Annotated in this window: 21 protein-coding genes; 4 read left to right on the top strand and 17 right to left on the bottom strand. The window is 55.3% G+C overall.

Going from position 1 to position 21,381, the window contains the following annotated elements:
- Positions 1-52: 52 nt before the first annotated feature.
- Entirely contained in the window at positions 53-787 is a 735-nt protein-coding gene (locus M516_RS0109440) for a polymer-forming cytoskeletal protein (RefSeq protein WP_029098890.1), read from the top strand.
- Positions 788-1,345: 558 nt separating this feature from the next.
- Here the strand turns inward: M516_RS0109440 and M516_RS26150 are convergent.
- Positions 1,346-1,471: a hypothetical protein gene (locus tag M516_RS26150; RefSeq protein WP_255309612.1), complete on the bottom strand. Its 126-nt coding sequence runs from the start codon at positions 1,469-1,471 to the stop codon at positions 1,346-1,348.
- Complete coding sequence (locus tag M516_RS0109430; protein ID WP_029098889.1) at positions 1,468-2,766, bottom strand: helix-turn-helix domain-containing protein; 1,299 nt, start codon at positions 2,764-2,766, stop codon at positions 1,468-1,470. Before M516_RS0109430 ends, M516_RS26150 begins: the two co-directional genes overlap by 4 nt.
- A 304-nt stretch (positions 2,767-3,070) precedes the next feature.
- Between M516_RS0109430 and M516_RS23215 the strand changes: the two genes are divergently transcribed.
- Entirely contained in the window at positions 3,071-3,250 is a 180-nt protein-coding gene (locus M516_RS23215) for an aspartyl-phosphate phosphatase Spo0E family protein (RefSeq protein ID WP_035289391.1), read from the top strand.
- 583 nt (positions 3,251-3,833) lie between these two features.
- On the opposite strand, the gene alsK is transcribed toward M516_RS23215, so the two are convergent.
- The 7 genes from alsK to M516_RS0109385 all read right to left on the bottom strand — a co-directional run bounded on the left by alsK (position 3,834) and on the right by M516_RS0109385 (position 10,750).
- Entirely contained in the window at positions 3,834-4,787 is a 954-nt protein-coding gene (gene alsK, locus M516_RS23210) for an allose kinase (protein WP_051188197.1), read from the bottom strand.
- Between the two features lie 20 nt (positions 4,788-4,807).
- Positions 4,808-5,359 carry a glucose-6-phosphate isomerase family protein gene (locus M516_RS0109410; RefSeq protein WP_029098888.1) on the bottom strand — a complete coding sequence of 184 codons (552 nt, stop codon included), beginning with the start codon at positions 5,357-5,359 and terminating at the stop codon, positions 4,808-4,810.
- A complete protein-coding gene (alsE, locus tag M516_RS0109405; RefSeq protein ID WP_029098887.1) occupies positions 5,356-6,042 on the bottom strand; it encodes a D-allulose 6-phosphate 3-epimerase in 687 nt (228 codons plus the stop codon). Before alsE ends, M516_RS0109410 begins: the two co-directional genes overlap by 4 nt.
- A 13-nt stretch (positions 6,043-6,055) precedes the next feature.
- The gene (alsC, locus tag M516_RS0109400) at positions 6,056-7,012 is read right to left on the bottom strand and encodes a D-allose ABC transporter permease (protein WP_051188172.1); all 957 of its coding nucleotides are present in this window, start codon (positions 7,010-7,012) and stop codon (positions 6,056-6,058) included.
- A 17-nt stretch (positions 7,013-7,029) separates the two neighbouring features.
- Complete coding sequence (locus M516_RS0109395; RefSeq protein WP_029098885.1) at positions 7,030-8,544, bottom strand: sugar ABC transporter ATP-binding protein; 1,515 nt, start codon at positions 8,542-8,544, stop codon at positions 7,030-7,032.
- Positions 8,545-8,614: 70 nt separating this feature from the next.
- Complete coding sequence (gene alsB / locus M516_RS0109390; RefSeq protein ID WP_035289390.1) at positions 8,615-9,628, bottom strand: D-allose transporter substrate-binding protein; 1,014 nt, start codon at positions 9,626-9,628, stop codon at positions 8,615-8,617.
- Positions 9,629-9,751: 123 nt separating this feature from the next.
- Entirely contained in the window at positions 9,752-10,750 is a 999-nt protein-coding gene (locus M516_RS0109385; protein WP_029098883.1) for a LacI family DNA-binding transcriptional regulator, read from the bottom strand.
- A gap of 259 nt (positions 10,751-11,009) precedes the next feature.
- Here M516_RS0109385 and M516_RS0109380 point away from each other — a divergent pair, with 259 nt between their 5' ends.
- The gene (locus tag M516_RS0109380; RefSeq protein WP_029098882.1) at positions 11,010-11,471 is read left to right on the top strand and encodes an OsmC family protein; all 462 of its coding nucleotides are present in this window, start codon (positions 11,010-11,012) and stop codon (positions 11,469-11,471) included.
- 213 nt (positions 11,472-11,684) lie between these two features.
- Complete coding sequence (locus M516_RS0109375; RefSeq protein WP_029098881.1) at positions 11,685-12,077, top strand: VOC family protein; 393 nt, start codon at positions 11,685-11,687, stop codon at positions 12,075-12,077.
- 202 nt (positions 12,078-12,279) lie between these two features.
- On the opposite strand, the gene M516_RS0109370 is transcribed toward M516_RS0109375, so the two are convergent.
- From M516_RS0109370 to M516_RS0109335, 8 genes are all read right to left on the bottom strand, one after another.
- Positions 12,280-13,179 carry a fumarylacetoacetate hydrolase family protein gene (locus tag M516_RS0109370; protein ID WP_029098880.1) on the bottom strand — a complete coding sequence of 300 codons (900 nt, stop codon included), beginning with the start codon at positions 13,177-13,179 and terminating at the stop codon, positions 12,280-12,282.
- Between the two features lie 75 nt (positions 13,180-13,254).
- Positions 13,255-14,028, bottom strand: a complete 774-nt coding sequence (locus M516_RS0109365) for an IclR family transcriptional regulator (protein ID WP_029098879.1) — start codon at positions 14,026-14,028, stop codon at positions 13,255-13,257.
- Positions 14,029-14,110: 82 nt separating this feature from the next.
- Entirely contained in the window at positions 14,111-14,776 is a 666-nt protein-coding gene (locus M516_RS0109360; RefSeq protein ID WP_029098878.1) for a bifunctional 4-hydroxy-2-oxoglutarate aldolase/2-dehydro-3-deoxy-phosphogluconate aldolase, read from the bottom strand.
- 37 nt (positions 14,777-14,813) lie between these two features.
- Entirely contained in the window at positions 14,814-15,752 is a 939-nt protein-coding gene (locus M516_RS0109355; RefSeq protein ID WP_029098877.1) for a sugar kinase, read from the bottom strand.
- Positions 15,743-16,699 (bottom strand): U32 family peptidase, encoded by a 957-nt coding sequence (locus M516_RS0109350; RefSeq protein WP_029098876.1) that lies wholly within the window; start codon positions 16,697-16,699, stop codon positions 15,743-15,745. The genes M516_RS0109355 and M516_RS0109350 overlap by 10 nt, the downstream gene beginning before the upstream one ends.
- Positions 16,700-16,721: 22 nt before the next feature.
- The gene (locus M516_RS0109345; RefSeq protein ID WP_029098875.1) at positions 16,722-18,914 is read right to left on the bottom strand and encodes a dihydroxy-acid dehydratase domain-containing protein; all 2,193 of its coding nucleotides are present in this window, start codon (positions 18,912-18,914) and stop codon (positions 16,722-16,724) included.
- A gap of 35 nt (positions 18,915-18,949) precedes the next feature.
- Positions 18,950-20,098 carry a galactonate dehydratase gene (gene dgoD / locus M516_RS0109340; protein WP_029098874.1) on the bottom strand — a complete coding sequence of 383 codons (1,149 nt, stop codon included), beginning with the start codon at positions 20,096-20,098 and terminating at the stop codon, positions 18,950-18,952.
- Between the two features lie 15 nt (positions 20,099-20,113).
- Positions 20,114-21,376: a nickel pincer cofactor-dependent isomerase, group 22 gene (locus M516_RS0109335; protein WP_029098873.1), complete on the bottom strand. Its 1,263-nt coding sequence runs from the start codon at positions 21,374-21,376 to the stop codon at positions 20,114-20,116.
- Positions 21,377-21,381: the final 5 nt, after the last annotated feature.

Genomic DNA, 21,381 nt, shown 5'->3' with positions numbered 1-21,381 from the left:
ACCACTGGCATGCATGACAGCACGGCCCATGCCGTGTCAAGGAGGAGTGCAAATGGAACCAAGCGATTTCAGATCGGACTTGACCATCTCCGGTACGGTGAGCGCGACCGGCGGGGTTTACAACGACGTAAAAGTGCGCGGGGAAGGAAGAGTGGACGGCGATGTGGACTGCCGCACGTTCACCTGCATGGGGAGGTGCGAGTTCTTTGGCAGCCTGACCGCAGCAGCGGCGAGGATCACCGGGGATGCCATCGTTTCCGGAAACATGCGGGCGGCGAAGGCAAAAGTTCTCGGGAATCTGGACATTCACGGAAACGCCGACTTGCAGGAGGTCCTGATTCGCGGGGCGCTGACCGTAGACGGCAGCCTCAGCGGCGACGAGCTCGAAATCAAAGGGATGCTCAAGGCAAAAGGCGACTGCCAGGCGGAAGCTTTTCTGGCCAGCGGCGGCTTTACCGTCGGCGGGCTGTTGAACGCGGGCACGATCGACGTCCGCCTGTACGGCGAATGCAAGGCGCAGGAAATCGGCGGCGACCTGATCCACGTCCGCAGAGGGTTCGGGTCTGGTTTTGGCGCGATGTTCAAGTCGCTGTTCTTCTCGTCCGGCGGTTCGCTTACCGCCGGCACGATCGAGGGCGACGACATCTATCTGGAGTATACGAAGGCCAGCGTTGTGCGCGGAAACAACGTGACGATCGGCCCCGGCTGCGATATCGGCCTCGTCGAGTACAAGGAAGCGTTTCAGCAGGACAAAGGCACAAGGGTAACAGACAGCAGAAAAGTGTAGGCAGCCCGACCTGTGAGCTTGCGATGCTCCGGCGGACGGTTTGCTGCAGGCTGCGGTGCGGAGGCGTTGGAAGCCGCGCGGGAGGAAGTATCGACGGTTCCCCTTGCGGCAGCCGGCGGCGTCTGCAGGCCCGGAAGGCGGCAGGCGGGCTGCCCGGGAGCGGTGATTGGCGATGCAACGAAACCGGATCGAACCCGAGCCCGAGCGTGGGCTCCAGTGCCAGGCAGCGCCGTTTGCCCGTACATGTCAACGGAGCCGTATGAGCGGCTCCGTTTTTGCCGGTTGAGTTTGGTCCATTCTCCCTCATTGTGAGCTTGTCCAGCGGTAATGCTTGTGTCCGAGAGGCGTTCCGAAAGCGTTAGAAACGCATAAGGACGTGTCTGGACTGATCGTTTACAGCGACCAGGCTTGCCCGTACACGTCCCAAGCTTCCCATGACATTCCGCTGAAGGTTGGCCCCCGTAACAGCATGTCCCGTCGAGGCAAATGTCCTGCCAACGCCTCAATGGAGAGCTTCTTCTCCCATCTGAAGGCGGAATCTCCGCTGCCCTGTTTCGGTTAATGCCCCGGATCGACTACATTCGGTTGTACTTCCGCTGCCGCGATACTTCCATTTGCCGGGAGAACACTCACCGCTGCAAGAAAGGCCAACGAGAGCAGCATCATTGCGATTGTCTTTTTCACCCTAACACCTCCTGTTTTTTACATTTACTGACGATTTCATTATACACTTTTTGGATCATTTCTATATATTCCAAATTTATTGATTTGGAAAAAAAGGATAAAATATCATTCAAACATGTCATGATTTCTTCCAGAGCGTTGACCGTTCCGTATGCTTGTAAACTGATCGCGTAACTTTTCATTCCTTCATCAACGAGACCGATGCTCGTTTGAAATTTCGCTTTCTGTTGATAATACCTTCCAATCGATACATGTTTATAGGGCGTTTGCAAATTCGTGGGCAGGATCTCCTCCTCTCTTTTCAACAGTTCCGCAATGGAGTCCATCTCCCCTGTCTGGAAAAAGACTTCCATCAGTTCATTTGCCGCATGAATCTTGATGTCCCGGCTCCCTTCGTCCAGACAGTTTCTAAGGATCGGAATCGCTGCGTTAAAATCTTTCTTTTTTGCTTTAACGATGCCGCGCGTTGTTTTTGCTGCGTCGGGAACGAAGCCATAATCGAACGTTTCAAACAGATCCAGATGTCGTTCCACAGCATCGAAATTGTCCAAGAAATAATAGGAGTTGATCATCGCCAGATACGCTCTGGCTGTAAGTTCAGTGTCAGCCGTTTCCAACGCAAGGCCCGCTTTACAGAATTGGATACACTGCTGATATTTTTTGGTGTTGTGGGCATGGAGTGCCATTCTGTAATAGAAGAGAATCTGTTCTTCCTGCGTTAAAAAGTCAACGTAATGAATGATCTCCTCACCCATTCGGAATGATTCTTCCAGGCGCTTCAAGTCAAGCCGTTCAATCAGATATGTCTGCAGCAAGCCCTTTGCGATGTACGGCGGCACCCCGCGTTCCCGCGAGTATTTCACGATCAAATGGTACAGGGTCAGCTTGACTTCGGCATCCGTGACAGTTCCGGCAAAGTGGTACAGTCGTTCCAACAAGGTATAGGTTTCCTCGCGCGGGGATTCGAGAAACGTTAACGCGACACGTGAAACCATCCGCATGTCAGCCAGTTTAATCCCTTCCAGCAGCAATTCCAACAACGCGTCCGGCCGCTGTTCCAGGTCCACGTAGAGCTCCACGATTTGTTGAGGAGGGATTTTCAGTACACTGGCAATGGCTTTGAGCGTCTTCCATTCAGGGCGTTTGGTATCGCCGTTTTCGATCTTGGAGATGACGGTCTTATGAATGCCCGAAACATTTGCCAGTTGTGTGATGCTTAGGCTGGCTTGTCCCCTGTATTTCCTTATGAGTTCACCGATGGTCGTGTATAGAAGTGCGCTCCCATTCCCTCCCATGGCACCCACCCTCCTCTTATTCACTTTTTTCCTTCTTTTTCCTTCTCCTGTCTATAGCACCTCTCTTTATTTTTTTGAATGGTTGTACATTTCTCGACAAAAAGCCATTGGTTCGCTGCAACTGCGTTTGTGTAACGGCCAGTGACGGTAACGCGATCAACGAGAACACAAGACAAGGATCGACAGGACTCGCCGGGAAAGGACAGTCGTTTGTCATGCTGTTGCACAGAAGCAGCTTTCGTCGTTTTCACGCAACCGTATGGTATTTTTCAAGAAAGAGTGAAAATCTGGGGGGCGATGATGAATGACGGCACGTAAGCGAGTAAGCGACGAAGAGCTTTCACAAATCATTGCAACCCTTCAAAAGCGGCTCTGCGAGCTTGTCAAACAAAAAGGAGTGCTGACGGATGGCGCGGTGGTGCAGGTCAGCCAGGAACTCGACCAGTACATCGTGGAAAGTCAGCGAAGAAAACGAAAATCGTGAGGAAGGAGATTTACCCTCCACGCAGCGATTCGTCTCGGACAGGCACCTAACACCGTGGTGGATGTATCCCCGTTTCCACCCATAGAATAATCAAGCATATAATTCTTATGTATATTGTATCATTGATTGGGGAAACCGGGAAGCGGAACTGCGTTTTCGCCCCCGTTCAGACCAAGGTGGAAGTCGCGCTTTTCACAACCCAGTACAGGATGGCATAGTTAAGCGCAGCCAGTATGATCCATATAAAAATTTCCAAGTTGCCTCCTCCTCTTTCCTGATTTTTCCATGAAGTGTTTCTCCCATATCTTCTCGCAGGAATACAGGGTTTCCTTCTCCGGCACAAAGTCCCCTCCCTTGAGAGCTTGAGAGAAAAAATCCCCCAACGCCAGGCGAGGGGGAAAACCAAAGGTTATGAAAAATTATTAGTTATACGGTAATAAAAATGAGAGTATCCATCAACAAGTAGATTGTGGAAGATCCAATATGTCGGATCATTTTCATCCCCGACCACACAACCTCTTCGAAGGGAGAGTTCCAACCGACTCCGTTTTCTCTGTGTCAACCTCGCTGAAAGACCGCTGCCTCATGACAGCGGTCTTGATCCCATTTGTTCCTTCCTGTGGTTTTGCAATTGCCGATATGCGTGATAGGCCGCTCCCAGCACGCCAGCCTTCTGATTCATTTCCGCGTAGGTAAAAGATAACCCGTTAGCAGGATACGGTCGCCGCGTATGCTGCAAAACGTACCGCTCCAGGTCGGCTCGGGGAAACTGTTCCATCAGTACTACCCCTCCGCCGATAATGACGTGATCCGGATCGAGGATGTTGATCTCGGTTGCAATCGGAATGGCGAGGGCATGCAAAAATTCCTGGATGACGACTGTATTGCGGTGTTTGACAAACACTTCCTGTATTTCATCGTCGGGAAAGTGTTGCGCACGCAATTCCTGCAGTCGTTTACCCGAGGCGTACAGTTCGATGCATCCACGGTTCCCGCATCCGCAGGTCTCCGTCCGGTTCCAAACCGGGATGTGGCCCAGTTCTGCGGCCGCACCGTGCTTTCCACTCAAAAACCGATCCTCGACGAAAATGGCATTTCCAAATCCTGTGCCGATATAAAATCCGAGAACCACACCGGCGTTGAACAGACGTCGCTGCACGATTTCGTACAGCAGCAAAAAATTGACGTCGTTGTCGATAAAAACGGGGACTCCCAATTCTCGCTCAAATGGCGCCACCACGTTCACATTGTCAAACGCGCTCAGATTGGGCGAAGAATACACCACTTGTTTATCCTTGCTTACCATCGAGGGAAAGCCCATGGAGACCGCCAACAGCTTCCCATCCACCCTCGCCGTGTACGCGCGAACCAGTTCGATCAACCGCTCCAGCGGAGATCGCCCGGCGCGCCCATAAAGCGTTTGCGTTTCCTCCACAACAAAGTGATGAAGCTCCTGATCAGGCGTCACCATCCCCAAACGGATGTGTGTCCCTCCAATATCGATTCCCAGCACATACTGCCTATTGTTCCATGCCATCGTTTCCTCCAGCGAACCCATTACTTGACCTCATATCCATCAGGACGCAAATAGACCCGTTTGACGAACGGCTCCTCCACCGCTCGTTGATAATCGTATCCGGAATGACCAGGCCACACGGAGAAGAACACGAACGGTTGGTCCGCGGAGACATTGATCGTGCGATGCCCCCAGCCTGCCGGGATATACGCAGCCGTATTCTCCCGCATCTCAATGGTGCGGACTTCCTGCCCCTTCTGCATGAGCAGTACGCCCTTCCCCTTTACTCCCACGTAAATCTCCGCACATTTTTCATTCAGGTGGTAGTGACCTTTGGTCATGAAGCACTCGCCCGCCACCTGTCCCGGCTGAATCACTGTCAGGCAGTGCAGCAGTTCCCCTTCCTCGGGCGGAACCTCCACCCGGTACACCTGGTAGACCACCTGGTCAGCCGACTGCTCCATCGCCGCTCGGGCCTCTTCATCGGCAAAATAGCCTTTCATGTCCGACAATTTTCGCTCTTCATAGTGGGTGAATCCCTTCAGCTCTTCGGCGGTAATTACGGTAGAAAATGGTAGTTGAACCTGGTTCATGCGGTGGTCTCCCCCACTTCACGCTGAAAATTGTCCATCATCATGTCCCATGCCACTTCGAGATCCGGGTGCAGGTTAAACAGGCCGGACGAACCGACGATAAACACCTCCGCTCCTGCCTCCGCCAACCGTTTAAATGTACCGACGTTGCACGAACCGTCCACTTCGATCAGATAGCGGTATCCTCTCTCTTCCTTCAACCGCTTGGCCTGCCGGATTTTCTCCAGCATTTCCGGGATGAACTTTTGACCGGCGTAGCCTGGATCAACGGTCATGATCGTAATTTTATCAACCAGATGAATGTAGTGCTGGATATACGCGATCGGCGTAGCCGGGTTCAGCACGATACCCATCTGGCAGCCAAGGCTTTTGACCTTGTCGATGATCCGAAACGCGTCCGTGTTGATCGTCTCCGCATGAGGACTGATGATGCTGGCCCCCGCTTCTTTCACCCTCTCAATAAAATCGGTCGGATTCTCCACCATCAGGTGGACGTCCATTGGCACGTGCAGCGATTCTTTTAACTGTTCAATGAAAAACGGAGATAGCGTCAAATTTTTCACATAATGACCGTCCATGATGTCGATGTGGACCAAATCGGCTCGCCGGTTCATCACCTCTATCTGGTGCTGAATATCCAGCAGATTCATGCACATTAAGGATGGTGAAAACTTGAAACCCATCCAAACAACCTCCTTATCCCTTCATGCTGAATTTTTTCAAGCTGAACAGTTTGTCAACAAATACCGCCAAGATGATCAGCGAGCCCATGACGATCTGCTGATAGTACGTCGGAACGTTTAAGATGTTTAATCCGTTGCTGATCACCCCGATGATCAGCCCCCCCATCACGACACCGAAGATTTTCCCCTTGCCGCCGAAGAAGCTGGTACCTCCGATAATGGCCGAGGCGATGGCAATCGTTTCAAATCCGTTGCCCGCCAACGGTTCGGCGGCTCCCAGACGGGCGGTCATTACCACGCCGGCGATGCCGGAACAGATCCCGGAGATGACAAACACCATCAAGGTGTGCAGTTGGATGTTGATCCCGGAAAACCAGGCCGCCTGGCTGTTCCCGCCGAGTGCATAGATGTTTCGACCCATCTTGGTTTTGTCTGTCACAAAGGTGAGCAGCAGGGCGATGCCAATAGCAATGATGACTGGGATCGGAATTTTCCAAATCCATCCCGCGATTCCCTCTTTAAACTCCTGCGGCAGGCCAAAGACGGGCCGCGCGTCGGAGATGATCAGCGTAATGCCCCGGTAGACGGAGAGCGTCCCCAGCGTAACAATAAACGGATGCAGACCAGTCTTGTTCACAAGAAAACCGTTAATCGCCCCCAACAAGGCCCCCACGATTACGCCGCCCAGTAAAATGGCCAGTGCAATCGGCATCCCGGCCAGCATCAGTTTGGCCGTCACCATCCCGGTCAGCGCCATCATCGATCCGACGGAGAGATCGATGCCAGCAATCAGAATAGTGAAAAATTCGCCGCAGCCGACCAGAATCGTAATGGCGCTCTGGAGCATGACCTGCGTCAGGTTGTTGGCTGTCAGGAAATACTCTGGGGACAGCAGTCCCAGCACCAGAACCAACAGGATCAAAATGCCAAATGTGCCGTACTTGCTCCACATGACGTGAAAGTTTCTCATATTCGATACCCCTCGCCCTATGATGTTGCCGCCAGCATGATGGTTTCTTCCGTTGCCTCTTCACTAGAGAGGATGGTCTTGATGCCGCCATCCTTGAAGACAATGATCCGGTCACAAACGGCCAGCAGCTCGGGAAGTTCCGAAGAGACCATGATAACCCCTTTCCCGCTCTCGGCCAGCCTGCGCATGATTTTGTAGATTTCGCTCTTTGCGCCAACGTCAATCCCTTTGGTCGGCTCGTCAAAAATCAGCAGCCGGGCATCGGCCAACAGCCACTTGCCGATGATTACTTTTTGCTGGTTGCCGCCCGAAAGCTCCACGATGTTTTGCTCCACGGAGGCACATTTGATGAGCAGTTCCGCCTGTTTTTCCCGAGCCAGCCGTTTTTCTTCCTGCTGCGAGACCAGACCCCACAGCCCGCCCAGCCGCGATTCCTTGATCAACTTGGCCATGGAGATGTTCTTCCAGATCTCGAACGTATTGATAAACCCTGTCTCCCTCCTGTTTTCGGTAACCAGGCCAATGCCCAGTTTGATCGCCTGATACGGGCTGTCGATTTTTACCTCTTCACCAAAAAGGACGATACATCCCGATTCGATTTTGTCCGCGCCAAACAGTGCTGTCATCAGTTCGGTTCGACCCGATCCCATCAAACCGGCGAAGCCGAGAATTTCGCCACGGTACAGTTCGAAACTCACATCCCGTACCTTTCGATCGGCCCGGGTCAAATGCTCCACTTTGAGCAGAACGTCGGCGGAATCGGATGATACCCGGTGACCGCCCAGATATTTGTCTTTCAATTCACGCCCCACCATCATGGTGACCAGTTCGTCTGTCGTCACTTCTTGAATATTGCGTGTGCCCACATACTTGCCATCTTTGAGCACCGTGATCCGATCCCCGATTTCCTTCAGCTCTTTCATCTTGTGCGAAATGTAGACGATCCCTGCCCCTTCGGCCTTGAGCTGACGAATAATCGCAAAGAGATTGTTGGTCTCCTCCATGGTGAGCGACGAAGTGGGTTCATCCATGATGATGATCTTCGCGTCAGCCGCCAGAGCCTTGGCGATCTCCACCAACTGCTTTTCCGATATCGACAAATGCTCCACCAGTTCAGACGGCTCACGCTGTAAGCCCACTTTCTTCAGAAGAGCGCGGGCCTTCTCTTCCATGAACCGGTAATCAACCACGGAGAACCCAAAGCGTTTTCGACTGGGAAGCTTGCCGACAAACAGGTTTTCCATGATGGACAGTTCTTCGATCAGACTTAGTTCCTGATAGATGATGCTGATTTTGTTCTCCGCCGATTCCTTTGGCGTGAGATGCGTATACGTTTTGTCTCCCAGTTGAATCGTGCCCGCGCTCGGCGCGTACACCCCGCTGAGGATTTTCATCAACGTTGACTTGCCTGCACCGTTTTCACCGAGCAGCACATGAACTTCTCCTGCTCGCAACTGAAAGGAAATCTGATCCAGTGCCTTGACGCCCGCAAACTCCTTGCTGATGTTCCGCATGTCAACCAGAATGTCCACTTTCGTTCCCCCTACTCCGGTGAGGCATTCCCCAAGCGGCACGCCCTGACCGCTTGAGGAATGCTGCGCCTTATTTTGTGATCAAATTGGAGTCAACTGCGACAAACACCGGCTCGCTCTCTTTCGTCAACTGAACATTTTGCTTTACGGCTTCCAGCAGCTTTTGCAGACTGGTCGCGCCAATTTGAGCGGGATCCTGGGCCACCGTGGCGAACAGTTTCCCATCCTTGACAGATTGAACCGCCTCGGGTGTGCCGTCTGTCCCGACGACGAGCACCTGACCGCCTTTCCCCGCATTTTCTACGGCCTGCAGCGCCCCCAGCGCCATAGTGTCGTTGGCACAGTAAATCGCTTTCAAGTTCGGGAAGCGCTGCAGCAGGTTGGTCGTGACGTCCAGTGCTTTGCTGCGATCCCAATCGGCGGGTTGACTGGCCACCAGTTTGATCGCCGGATTGGAGGTAAACGCTTTTTCCGCACCGGTTTTGCGTGCTTCACCGGAGGCATTGCCTGCTTTTCCTTCCACGATGGCGACCTCTCCCCCGGCTGCTCCCAGTTTCTCGATAATCGCCTTTGCTCCTTTGGCTCCCACCTTTTCATTGTCAGTGGTGACAAAGGCGTAGACGTACCCCCCTGCGTTCTTCAATTCGTTCATGTCGATCTTCTCGTCGATATTCACCACATAGATACCCTTTTTGTTGGCTTCGACGATCGCCGGAATCAGGTTGACCGGTGAAAGCGGAGCCACGGCAATCCCCTGGTAGTCTTTATTGAGTAAATCTTCAAACAATTTAAGCTGTCCCTGCAGATCGTCCTCGGCGGAAGCGGCAAAAATGTCAACGGTAACCCCCTGCTTTTGCGCTTCAGCTTCGATGCCTTCTTTCATGCTGACCCAAAATGGATTCGAAAGCGTTTTCAAAACAACAGCAACTTTCGGACTTTTGGATGAGGACGAATTCTCCGCATTTGAAGAAGTGCCTCCTGTTGAGCTGGACGAACTGTCGGTAGACGACGGACTGCTGCCGCAGCCGGTCAATACGGTTGCCACAAGGGCAATGAGACAAAACCAAAGCGAAAACCTTTTCATGATCATCTTCCCCCCGGTATAGTGTTGTAAGTATAATTGAGTAATCGATTACTCAACATGAAAAAAAGAACCTCACCTCCTTTAATGAGTTGAGTAATCGATTACTCTTTTTACAAAAAGAAGTTACCCTGTCGTCTCCCGACGAATGAGTTCAATGGGCAGGGTTATGTTGCGGGTTTTTACGTGATCCAAGCCGTTATCAATGATATCCAGCAGTACTTTCGCTGCCGTCTCTCCCATCTTCGCCTTGTCCTGATGGATCGTCGTGATCGCCGGCGAGCTGAACTGAGAGACTGTAATATTGTCAAACCCTACGATTTTTACCTGTTCAGGCACTTGTACGTGATGTTCCTTTAGTGCCATCAACGCTCCAAACGCCAACCAGTCTGTACCGGCAAAAACTCCGTCAAATGCCACACCGGCTTGAATCAGTTCCGTAATGGCCCGTTTGGCGCTGAACACGTCTACCTGGACGTTTATGACCAGGTTTTTATCCAGCGGCAGACCGTAATCGGCCAATGCTTGTTGATAACCCACGTATCGGTTCTGCATTGGCGAGACTCCCCGCTCATCCCTCAGCATCACAATCTTTTGGCAGCCTTTTTTGATCAGTTCTTCCGTCGCCAGATATCCGCCCGTTACATTGTCGGATTCGACCATGATGACATGCTGGTTGTTGGGCTTGCGGTCAATGCAGACGACCGGTATTTGCTGTCTGGTTACATCGGCGGGTACATCCATGATGCCGGATAGACAAATCAATCCGTCTACTCCTTTTGCCTCCAAATCCTTGATGTACATTTTCTCTTTCTCTTCGCTCTCACTCGTATTGCAGATAAAAACGGAATATCCACGTGGAACACACAAATTTTCTATGGCCAGCACGATATGTGCGAAAAATTCGTTGGTGATGTCAGGTACGATAACCCCGATCGTTTTGGACCTGCTTGTGCGCAAACTTTTCGCCACGACATTGGGGCGGTATTCAAACTTTTCGATGGCGTCCAGTACCTTCTTGCGAGTCTCTTCAGAGAACCGTCCGTTGTCGTTCAGCACCCGCGAGACAGTTGCACTGGAAACACCGGTTATCTTGGCAATCTCCTTGATCGTAATTTTTTTCATCGGTCGGTACCCCACTAGTTAAATCGTTTGCTCAATGGTAAATAAAAGATTTGTTTGATCGAGTACGCTATGTGAGTAATCGTTTTCCTCTTTCTTGATTCAGATTATAATGGACACTTGACGGACTTGTAAATATAAAATTCAAAAAAATCAAGCAGCAATGTTCTGCTTCGCCACCAGAACAACAGGAAATCCTTTACATTCCCACACCCAAAGTATATAATCCCTATAAAATTACTTTGTTTTGAGGGGTGAGATCATGGCACAGTCTTCGACATTGTTGAAGGTTTCTGCGTCAGGCAAATGGGAATCGGGCGTAAAGACGACGAATTTCGTACGGAATTTTCCCTCTTTCCAGACGGATGAGCCCGTCGAATTAGGCGGAACAGACGCAGGGCCCAATCCCTTGGAGTTTGTCGCAGCCGCACTGAATGGATGCAACGGCGTAATGATTCCCCTTGTCGCGAACGAACTGAACTTCTCGTTTTCAGCCATCGACTTTGAAACATCGGGGATTATTGACATTCGGGGGTTGCTGGGTGAAGAAGGGGTATCTCCCCATTTTCAAAAGGTTCGCTTCCACGTGAACATCCAAACGGACGAAAGGGAAGAACGGGTGCATGAACTTCAAAAAGAGGTAGAGCGCAGGTGCCCCGTTTTTAATCTGTTGGCTGACGCTGGTGTGCAGCTCGAGGTCAAGTGGAACAAAGTCAATCGGTAAAGAAAAAGGAACCCGACTCGCTTCAAAGCAGTCGGGTTCTTTCCATGTTTGCCTGTTGCAGGGTTTATGGTAACAGTTTTTTGTGAATACTTTTGAACAGACCGGTGAATTTGCAACCGTTGACAATTTGTTTCCGCTCATCGATAATTCAATGAGAACACACGTTTCGTTATCGTGCTGTTTGTACCTGTACATAAAAGGAGCAGATAATCAGTGGTACATTCCACTCAAAAAATCACGACGTTTTTCATGTTCTCGGGCAAGGCTGAAGAGGCCATGAATTTTTACACCTCGTTATTTGACCAGTCAGAGATCACGAATGTGGTACATCATGAAGACGGAAAAGTGCTGCATGCTTCCTTCACGTTAAAAGGCCAACCGTTCATGTGCATCGATAATCAAACCGGGGTTCATCATGCCTTTACTCCTGCCATGTCCCTGTTTGTCACCTGTGAGTCAGCAGAAGAAATTGATCGACTATTCGAGAAATTATCGCAAGACGGCAAAGTATTAATGCCGTTAGCCCCTTCTCCCGTCAGCGAAAAGTTCGGGTGGGTAGAAGATAAATTCGGTGTTTCGTGGCAGTTACACCTTCCCAAGCGCTAATACAAGAAAGAAGGGGCGAAGATGCATGTCAATCGTATCTTCGCTCCTTCTTTCTACTTTGTCTGTACGAACCGCTCTCAAGGCGCTCCCCATCGTGAGGCCGCAGACGGCTGCGGTCGCTCCTGCGGGTCTGGGAGTGTGGCGTCCGCTTCTCGGTGTCCGAAGGGGCTCCGGTGACACGGCGCCGATCCTCTCCCGCTTCTCACACGGTAACGCTCTTCGCCGCCTGGCTTTTTACGGGATTGGCCAATACGCCGATCCCGGATATCTCAATCTCGATGCGATCCCCGTCCGCCAGCGTGAACTCATCCGGCGGGACGATGCATGTGCCGGTCAAGAGCACGGTGCCGTCAAAAATCTGGTTGTCCCGCAGCAGATACGCGACCAGATCGTCGAACCTTCGCTTCAACTGCCCGGTACTTGCCGTTCCTTCCACCACCGTGGTTCCGTTTCGGCTGATGCGGCAGGTGATCTGGAAGGCGTACGGGTCTTCCACCGTTTCTGCCAGGCGTATCGCCGGGCCGATCGAGCAGGAGCCTCGCCACATTTTCGCCTGGGGCAGATAGAGCGGGTTTTCTCCCTCGATGTCGCGGCAGCTCATGTCGTTGCCCACCGTATATCCGAGGATTCTGCCGTCACTGGCGAGGACCAGGCCAAGTTCCGGCTCCGGTATCTGCCAGTTGGAATCGCTGCGCAGGTACAATTCCCGATTGGGGCCGACCGTGCGGGCCGCGGTCGATTTAAAGAAGATCTCCGGCCGCTCCGCCTCGTACACTTTGTCGTAAAACGTCGTGACGTCCAGCTTTCCGCCAGTCGCCTCGTAGTTTCTCGCATCCCTGCTTCTCTCGTACGTCACTCCGCACGCCCAGACTTCCGGCGCTTCCAACGGTGCCAAGAGCGGCAGTTCTTCCATTCGCTGCGGAATCGGCTGCGAGCCGACGATCGCTTCCTGAACCACGGCAAGCGGGGTGGTCCCGCGCTGATCCGCCTCCCTGACCAGGTCGAGAAAATCACGCTGCGGCAGCACATACACCCGGGAATCATCGGGAACGGCTGCAAGCGCAGGAACAGAGTCCCCCAACAAGAATCGAATAATCCGCATATGGTACCCTCCATTTGTTTTGTATGATAAAACCGAGTTTTAAAAGAAGCCGACACCCGAGGGTGCACTCCCCTGTCATGGATGACGTGAGGCAATGCCGTACCCCATCTGCTGCGACATTTCCTCTGCGGCCGGTTTCAGCATGCCGAGAAATTCCATCAGCGTTTGATCGTCTACGCGGGAGACCAGCGTGGAGATGCTGACGGCAGCCACCACATGCCCCTTGTGATTGCGGATGGGAACGGCAATGCAGCGAACTCCCGGCTCGTTTTCCTGATTGTCGACGGCGTAACCAGCCTGCCGCACCTTCTCCAGTTCCTGCCGAAAGGCCTGTTCATTCGTAATCGTATTTGGCGTCTGCGCCACGTACTGATAGCCGTCCAGGATGTTTTGCAGCTCTTCCTCCGACAAGAAGGCGACCAGCACCTTGCCGACCGCGCTGGAGTGTACGGGAATTCTCCTGCCGATGCGCGAGTACAAAATCGTCGCCATGGGGCCTTCCACCTTGTCGATATACACGCCCTCTTTGTCGTCCAGGATGACAAGATGAGTCGTTTGCCCGGTTTTCAGGGACAAGTCGACGAGATGTCTTTTCGCTATTTTCCGAATATCCAGACCATGGATGACAAAATTTCCTCGTTCAAACAGCTTCATCCCCAGCCGATATTTGCCGTTTTCCGGGTTTTGGTCAATGTAGCCGTGTGCCTGCAGCGTCTTTAACAGGGAATGAACCGTGCTCTTGTGCAACTGCATACGCTCGCTGATCTCAGTGATTTTCAGTTCGGTTTCCTGTTCGTCAAAGAGGTCGAGTATCTTCAGCGCACGTTCCACAGCTTGAATGATCGGCATTGTATCCACCCTTTACCCATGTGATTACGGAATGATGCTGGAGATATATTACCATAGAAACGGGACCTATGAACGAGACTCTTTACTTGGTTGTTCCGCAATCAACACGGGCGCGGCGAACGGCTTCCACAATCGTTCGGGCCGATTGTTCCACGACGGCAAAGTCACCGGCGGCAATCGCCCGGCGATCCAGCAGCTTTCCGCCAATGCCGACCGCTACGGCTCCCGCTTCGATAAACGCGGCGGCATTGTGCTCGTCAATTCCCCCGGTGGGAATAATCGGGATGTGCGGAAACGGCGCTTTGACGTCTTTCAGATACGGTACGCCGAGCGCGGCCGCGGGGAATACCTTGACCAAATCGGCCCCCCACTCCACGGCGGTGATCATCTCGGTCGGCGTCATCACGCCCGGAACGGCGATCTTTCCATAGCGCAAGGCGGCACGAATCACGTCTTGATGCAGGCTGGGACTGAAGATGAAGTCCGCTCCGCTTTTGATCGCCATCACGGCGGATTCGCTGTCGATCACCGTTCCCGCTCCGACTATCGCACGCCCCTGATAGCGGCGGCTGAGCGCGGCGATGGACGCGTACGCGCTCTCCGAATCCACCGTAATCTCAAGCGCCGTAACGCCTCCCCGCACCAGACTGTCCGCCACCTGTTCGATCCTGTCCTCGGGAATCCGGCGGATCACGGCGATCACACCGCTTTCCACCAATCGTTCCAGCAGCATGGTTTTCGGCAGCACGGTTGACTCTCTCCCCTCCTTGAACATGTTCGATGATTCATCGATGAATGTGCGGCTTCTCTTCCGCGATCTGCGACCAGAACGGATATCCTTCCACGTCTCCGACAACCGTCAGCGCATAGGCTCCGACGCGGTTTCCCAGCCTGACCGCGTCCCGGTACGACCACCCTCTGATCAGTCCCGACAAAAAACCGGCGGCAAAACCGTCTCCGGCTCCGATCGGGTCCACGATCTGCCGGACGGGAAAGCCGTCGACGTACGCGCGATCGTTCGCGGCCGCGTAGTAGGCCCCGCGCTCTCCCAGCTTCACCACCACGGCAACCGCCCCGTTTTGCAGCAATCGTTCGGCGATTTGCTCGGGCGCGTCTTCTCCCGTCAGGATCCGGCCTTCCTCCCATCCGGGCAGGACGATGTCGCATTGGCCGGCGATGTCCATCAGTACGTCCCGTGCTTCGTCAGCAGTCCACAGCTTCAGCCGGATGTTGGGGTCGAACACGACGGTTACCCGATGTCGTTTCGCCTTCTCAATCGCCTGGTACACCGTATCCCTGCACGATGGGCTGAGCGCCGGGGTAATCCCGGTGACGTGCAGAAACTTCGCCCGGGCAATCAGCTCCTCGCTGACGTCCTCCGGTTGGAGACAACTGGCTGCCGATCCCCGGCGGTAATAGTACACGGTGGGCTCCCGCGCGGTTTGCCGCTCTTTGAAAAAGACGGCCGTCGGGTGTTTGGCGTCGAACACGACGTGGGACGTGTCTACACCTTCACCGCGAATAAAATTGCGGATGTACAGCCCAAACTCGTCGTCGCCGAGACGGCTCACCCAGCTTACCTGATGACCCAATCGCGCCAAGCCGATCGCCACGTTGGACTCGGCGCCGCCGATGGTTTTCTCGAATTGGGACGCGTAGCGGAGCGGTCCCACCGAGACCGGGGTAAACAGCACCATCGTCTCGCCAAAGGTGACTACGTCCATACGCGCTCTCCTTTAACCGGGACGGCAGGAACGGCCAATCCGGCGGCCCCTTTTTCGGAGGTTTTCAAATCGGGCGCATACCGCTGAATGATGTCCAGACCGATGCGGGCGCGGCGTACCCGCTCCTTGCACAAGCTGATCGACGTTTGTTCCAAATGGGTGCCGGAGGGGTAAATGTTGGGCGAGTTGCGCAGGCCGAATTTGATGTAGACAGGAGCCGCCACCCGGATGATTTCCGGGATGTCGTAGTGGCGGATAAACCCGCCCATGTCGTCCGGCGCTTCCACGTAGATATCAATCGGGATGTCGACGGCTTGCCGAATCGCCGCCAGGCGCGGCAGCGAAAGGTCGGTCGGTACGTTGTACGTGCCGGCGCCGATTTGTTCCATCAGCCGGATCGATACGGGATTCGCCTGCCCCATCTGAACGGAAATTTTTACGAGCAGGTCGGCGGGCAGCTCGCCCATTTTCTTGAACTCGTTGACCAGCCACAACAGCCCCTCGTCCGCCACCAGAATGCTGCGGATTCCCGCCTGGCAGGCCCGCTTGATGTCTTCGATCGAATAAACCAGTTGATCCATCCCCTGTACCCGCAGTCCGGCAATTTTTCCCGCGCTGGCCCAGGTCATCGGCGTAATGTCCCAGGTGCCGCGCGGGCCGACAAACAGGCTCACCTCCAGGTTTTCCCGACGACCGATGGCCGCCATCTGCTCAAGCTCGCGATCGGTCAGGAGCATGATGCCGCTGCCCTGCGAGATTCGGTGAATCGTCACCCCGTACGTTTCACACGCTTCCAGCACCGCTTCAAAAGAGGCAGGCCCTTCCACGCTGGGAATTTCCACGCGGTACTGCGCTCCGTCCGGAAATGTTTTCGCAGAGCTGGGCAGATCGTGACAATCGCCTGCCGGAAAGCCCAATTTCTCGATCACCGCACGAGTTTGTTTCAACTCTGCCTCCACCCTTTCTCTTCTATTTCTTCCGTGTTCCATAGGCGACGTCCGCGGTGTAGTCCAGGACGGCTTCCTCGAACACGCTGAGCGGAACCACGCCGTGTGCCGCGTCGGTGTGGCCCGTCATGCGATTGCTGGCCGCCACCTGCCTTTGCCGCGTCCGGATGGTGGCAAGCCGCCTGTCGGCCAGTGCCGCCCGTTCCGCTTTGACCTCCTCAAAGGAAAACTGGAGTCTGCCGCTGCAAAATGCCGCTTGATTGACAAAGTGGATCTGCCGGTCACGCAGATTAAGGTACAGGAGATCTCCCGTCTCCAGGTACAGGATGCCTCCGCCCAGGCTGGCTTCCGGGGTCATGTGCCCGATCGCCGCTCCGTAGGTGACCCCGGAATAGCGTCCGTCGCTGATCAGCGTGGCCAGACGTTTCAGGTTGCGGTTGGCGTTGATGTGCTGCATCGGCGTGAACATCTCGGGCATCCCGAACGCAACCGGCCCCTGCCCGGAGATGACGACGGCGATTTTCAGCACCCCCTCCTCCACCATTCGGTCAAACAGCGCGTCGTAGTCGAGCGCCTGCCAGTCTTCCAAGCGGTGAGGCGCATTGTGTCGAAGCACGGCCCGCAGGTTTTCCTCCGCGAAGCGTTTCGCTCGCTTCACCGTTTCCAGCAAATGCGAATCCAGCAGGCTGCGGTTGGCGTCATCCTCGTTCTCGTAATAGAGGACAAAGGCCACTTTCTTGTCAAACTCGTCGAGCTGGGCCGTCGTCATGCCGCTGATTTTCACGACGGCCGATTCAAAAAAGTTGCCGGTGAGCACATCCACCCCGCTGAACGGACGGCGCGGTCGGGAGAGAATGATCGGATTGTCCTTGACGTGTTCCGCCGACAGGCGCGCCTGGTCGGCCAGCCGTTCACGCCACGTCGTTCCCGTCACCGTAGGCGCATCCACGTCCATCGGCACGCCGTTTTGCATCAGCTCGTAAAACAGCGTCTCCATCCCGCGGATGCTGCCGCTGCAGCACTGCACCGCCAGGGCGAAAATGTCGCGCCCCTGCGTCAAACTGTAATCAAACAGGTCGGGAACGGGATGTTCGTGGTGAATCCGGTCCAGATCCCACAGACTGAACCTGTAACCGCCGTACAGCATGGCCGCTACCAGGTGCATCATCAGGTTGGTCGATCCGCCCGACGCGCTGTGAATCCGGATCGCGTTTTTGATGTTGGCCGCCATCAGATTGGCCACGCCAAACACCGGGTTGTTGATCATCAGGGCGAGGCTGTCCACGGCCTGGTTTACCTGCTCCTGACTGGGCGGAGCGGTCAACAGCTCCACGGCCGGATGAACCAATCCCAGGCCGGCGACGAGATGGCGGGAGCTGTTGCCCGTGCCGTTGAAGGCGCAGACCCCGCCTTTTCCGTCACACGTGGCCACAGCCAGCCGCTTTTCGTACTCCTTGTGCGCCGCCCTGCTGATAATCCCCCTATCCACTGCGCGTTCCAGCACGCCTTGAAACGCGGTGTTGGAGGAACACTGCAAAATGTAGGCCATCGCATCGCGCAAATCGTGCGCGATGTCGGGCGCTCCCCGCTCTTCCGCCGCTGCGGCCACCTGCTCCAATTCGGCATACAGCTCGGCCGGGATCGTGCCCCCCTGCAGGACGTGCGCAGGCGCGAAGGTGGCAAAGAACGGCGCCTCTCCGCGGTAGCGGCGAATCCGGTCGAGATGGGCCAGCGCACTGACCACTCCAAGCGGCTGTTTATCGCAGCCCTGGATGACGAACGCCCCGTGGTAGCTGTGCGCCTCGATCTGGTTGACCACCATCTGGGCAACCGCGTTGCGGCTTTGCAGCGAATAGCTCATACCTTGATTGCTCTGCGCGGTGCCGTCGCACATCACCGGCGTGGAAAAGGCAAACGGCACGCCGCCGTTTTGCCAGATGCGGATGGCTGCGCGGGCGGTCGTCACACTATCCATGATGTGGGCCGGATGGTCTGGAGAACCGCCGATGATCGCAATGCGGGGCGCGTTTTCCTCCAGGCGGTTGTAGATTTCCTCCAGCGTCCAGTCCGGGGCCGGCCCGTCATAGGCGGAACCGAGCACTTGTTTCGAGCGGTCGAGCAGTCCTGCGACGCAAATCGGTTCGTTCGCTTTTCCTTGCACATTGTCCCGATAGGGGTTGGTTTGATTGTGGATCGGCGGAAATCGACGAGACATGGAATGGACCCCCTCCTTGCGATATGCGAATCGTTCTACCATTCGGCCACACTGCCGTCTTCATGGCGCCACACGGGGTTTTTCCAGTTGTGCCCCCTGCGCGCCGCTTCTTCCACCTTTTCCTCGTTGATGTCGACCCCCAAACCGGGGCCGCGGGGAATCTCCACATAGCCGTCCTTGTACGTAAACACGCTCGGATCAAGCAGATAGTCGAGCAGATCGCTTCCCCGGTTGTAGTGGATTCCCAGGCTTTGCTCCTGAATGACGGCGTTTGGCGTACAAGCGTCCACCTGCAGCGAAGCAGCCAGAGCGATGGGACCGAGCGGGCAGTGCGGCGCGACGGCTACGTCAAACGCTTCCGCCATCGCGGCGATCTTTTTCACCTCGAGGATGCCGCCGGCGTGGGACAGATCGGGTTGGATGATGTCCACGCAGCCGTCCAGCAGCAGCTGCTTGAATCCCCAGCGGGTGTATTGGCGTTCGCCCGTGGCGATCGGAATGGTGGTGTGGCGAGCGATTTCGCGAAGCGCTTCGTTGTTCTCCGGCAGCACCGGTTCCTCCAAAAACATCGGACGGTACGGCTCCAGTTCCTTGGCCAGCACTTTCGCCATCGCCTTGTGGACGCGGCCGTGGAAGTCGATGCCGATGCCCACGTCCCTGCCGACCGCTTCCCGTACGGCGGCGATGCGGTCAACCACCGCCTCCACCTTGGAAAAGGAATCGATGTAGTTCATTTCCTCGGTGGCGTTCATCTTGACCGCGGTATATCCCGCTTCCATTTTTTCCTTTGCCGCTGCCGCCACGTCGCGGGGACGGTCTCCGCCGATCCACGAGTAGACGCGTATCTTGTCACGTGCGGCCCCGCCGAGCATCTGATAGACGGGCATGTTGTAGTACTTTCCGGCGATGTCCCACAGCGCCTGCTCGATCCCGGAGATGGCGCTGGTCAGGATCGGACCGCCGCGATAAAAGCCTCCGCGGTACAGCGTCTGCCAGTGGTCTTCGATCCGCAGCGGCGATTGGCCGATCAGGTAGTCGCTCAGCTCGCGGACGCACGCTTCCACCGTGCCCGCCCTGCCTTCCACAATCGGCTCCCCCCAGCCCGCGATTCCTTCGTCGGTTTCCACCTTCAGAAACAGCCATCGGGGTTCCACCCGATACAGCTTGAAGGCCGTGATCTTCAATCCGTTCACCTGCTTTCACGGATAATGGCCCGAAAAGTCCATCGGCAGCGGCTCGGTCACGATCTCGATATCGTCCCGCTTCCTCGCCTCGTGCAGCAGACTTTCGGAAATCCAGATGTCCTTCAGATGCAGCGTATTTTTGATGCGCACCAGCCGGACACGGGTCAAGTCAAAGGCGTTGCACGTTTTGATCGCCGCTTTGACTGCCAGCTCTCCGGTATCGAGAAACATCGGCAGCTTGACCGTCCCGACAACGGTGCTGGTCAAGGCGTTGGCGTACCCTTTTTCCCAGTCGATCGACTCAAACACGTCTCGCGTGGTGATGTCGGCCAGCCCGATCCCGTTGGCGTTGCCGTGCGTTTTTTCGGTCAAGCGGAGTACGACCGTTCGCGCCGCCTCCACGCCGCCGCTGGCATACGGCGTGCCATAACGGCCGGTGATGTTCGGGTCCATCCCGTCCCCGGAAATGTCCTTGCCGATCTCGTCGACCACCAGCACATCCAGCGGCGTAAAGGCGATTTTCGGCATCAGCGCCTTTGCCTCCACCAACAGCTTCGGTTCCTCATCCACCAGCTTTTCCGCCGGGATGGCCACGATTTTCGCCGGACGGTCGTAGGCGTTCTCGATCGTACCGACACCGAAGACGATCGGCGCCCTGGCGATCACCATTTTGGCCATCTCCAGCACGTGCTCGGCCATGTACTTGAAGCTGTAGGCGTGCGCGGCCTCCGCTCCCTTTTGCTTGCCGAGACCGATCGTGATCATTTTCAGCAAACCGCTCTCCACCGGACCCCGAAACGCGGTGTGCGGCTTGATCCGGTTGATCACCACGATCTTATCCGCCTGATACGCGTGCTTGTCGGTGTAGACCGGCAGGCCGTTCGGCAGTCTGCCCACTTCCACCACGTCCATGCTGGAGACGATCGGAGCCCCGACAAACGCTTCCGTGACGCCGAGGGATTCCAGCACCTCCCGTTGTCCCTCCGCCGTCGCTCCCCCGTGGCTGCCCATCGCGGGGACGAGAAACGGTTGACCGCCGACCGCCGCGATCGCCCTCACCACTTCCCTGGCAATCGTGGGGATGTCCGCCACGCCTCTGCTCCCGACGGCAATGGCCACCCGATCCCCCGGAGAGATCCGCGGCAGCACACCCGCTTCCGCGATCGCCCGGCGAACCGCAGACGCCACATCGTCAATCTCCGGCGCGTGAAAGTGCTGCCGAACCTTGACCATCCGGGGAAGCGGGATATCGCGGAGCAGCTCTTCCAAGATCCCCATGGCCG

This window comes from Brevibacillus thermoruber 423, assembly GCF_000454065.1.
GTDB lineage: Bacteria > Bacillota > Bacilli > Brevibacillales > Brevibacillaceae > Brevibacillus > Brevibacillus thermoruber.
Note: the sequence above shows the minus strand (reverse complement) of the source record. Positions and strands in the feature narration are given on the sequence as shown.

Bases quoted from the DNA above. Each gene is read 5' to 3' on its own strand.
- M516_RS0109440 (WP_029098890.1), top strand. From the start codon at position 53: ATGGAACCAAGCGATTTCAGATCGGACTTGACCATCTCCGGTACGGTG.
- M516_RS0109430 (WP_029098889.1), bottom strand. From the start codon at position 2,766: ATGGGAGGGAATGGGAGCGCACTTCTATACACGACCATCGGTGAACTC.
- M516_RS23215 (WP_035289391.1), top strand. From the start codon at position 3,071: ATGACGGCACGTAAGCGAGTAAGCGACGAAGAGCTTTCACAAATCATT.
- alsK (WP_051188197.1), bottom strand. From the start codon at position 4,787: ATGGCATGGAACAATAGGCAGTATGTGCTGGGAATCGATATTGGAGGG.
- M516_RS0109410 (WP_029098888.1), bottom strand. From the start codon at position 5,359: ATGAACCAGGTTCAACTACCATTTTCTACCGTAATTACCGCCGAAGAG.
- alsE (WP_029098887.1), bottom strand. From the start codon at position 6,042: ATGGGTTTCAAGTTTTCACCATCCTTAATGTGCATGAATCTGCTGGAT.
- alsC (WP_051188172.1), bottom strand. From the start codon at position 7,012: ATGAGAAACTTTCACGTCATGTGGAGCAAGTACGGCACATTTGGCATT.
- alsB (WP_035289390.1), bottom strand. From the start codon at position 9,628: ATGAAAAGGTTTTCGCTTTGGTTTTGTCTCATTGCCCTTGTGGCAACC.
- M516_RS0109385 (WP_029098883.1), bottom strand. From the start codon at position 10,750: ATGAAAAAAATTACGATCAAGGAGATTGCCAAGATAACCGGTGTTTCC.
- M516_RS0109380 (WP_029098882.1), top strand. From the start codon at position 11,010: ATGGCACAGTCTTCGACATTGTTGAAGGTTTCTGCGTCAGGCAAATGG.
- M516_RS0109370 (WP_029098880.1), bottom strand. From the start codon at position 13,179: ATGCGGATTATTCGATTCTTGTTGGGGGACTCTGTTCCTGCGCTTGCA.
- M516_RS0109365 (WP_029098879.1), bottom strand. From the start codon at position 14,028: ATGCCGATCATTCAAGCTGTGGAACGTGCGCTGAAGATACTCGACCTC.
- M516_RS0109355 (WP_029098877.1), bottom strand. From the start codon at position 15,752: ATGGACGTAGTCACCTTTGGCGAGACGATGGTGCTGTTTACCCCGGTC.
- M516_RS0109345 (WP_029098875.1), bottom strand. From the start codon at position 18,914: ATGTCTCGTCGATTTCCGCCGATCCACAATCAAACCAACCCCTATCGG.
- M516_RS0109335 (WP_029098873.1), bottom strand. From the start codon at position 21,376: ATGGGGATCTTGGAAGAGCTGCTCCGCGATATCCCGCTTCCCCGGATG.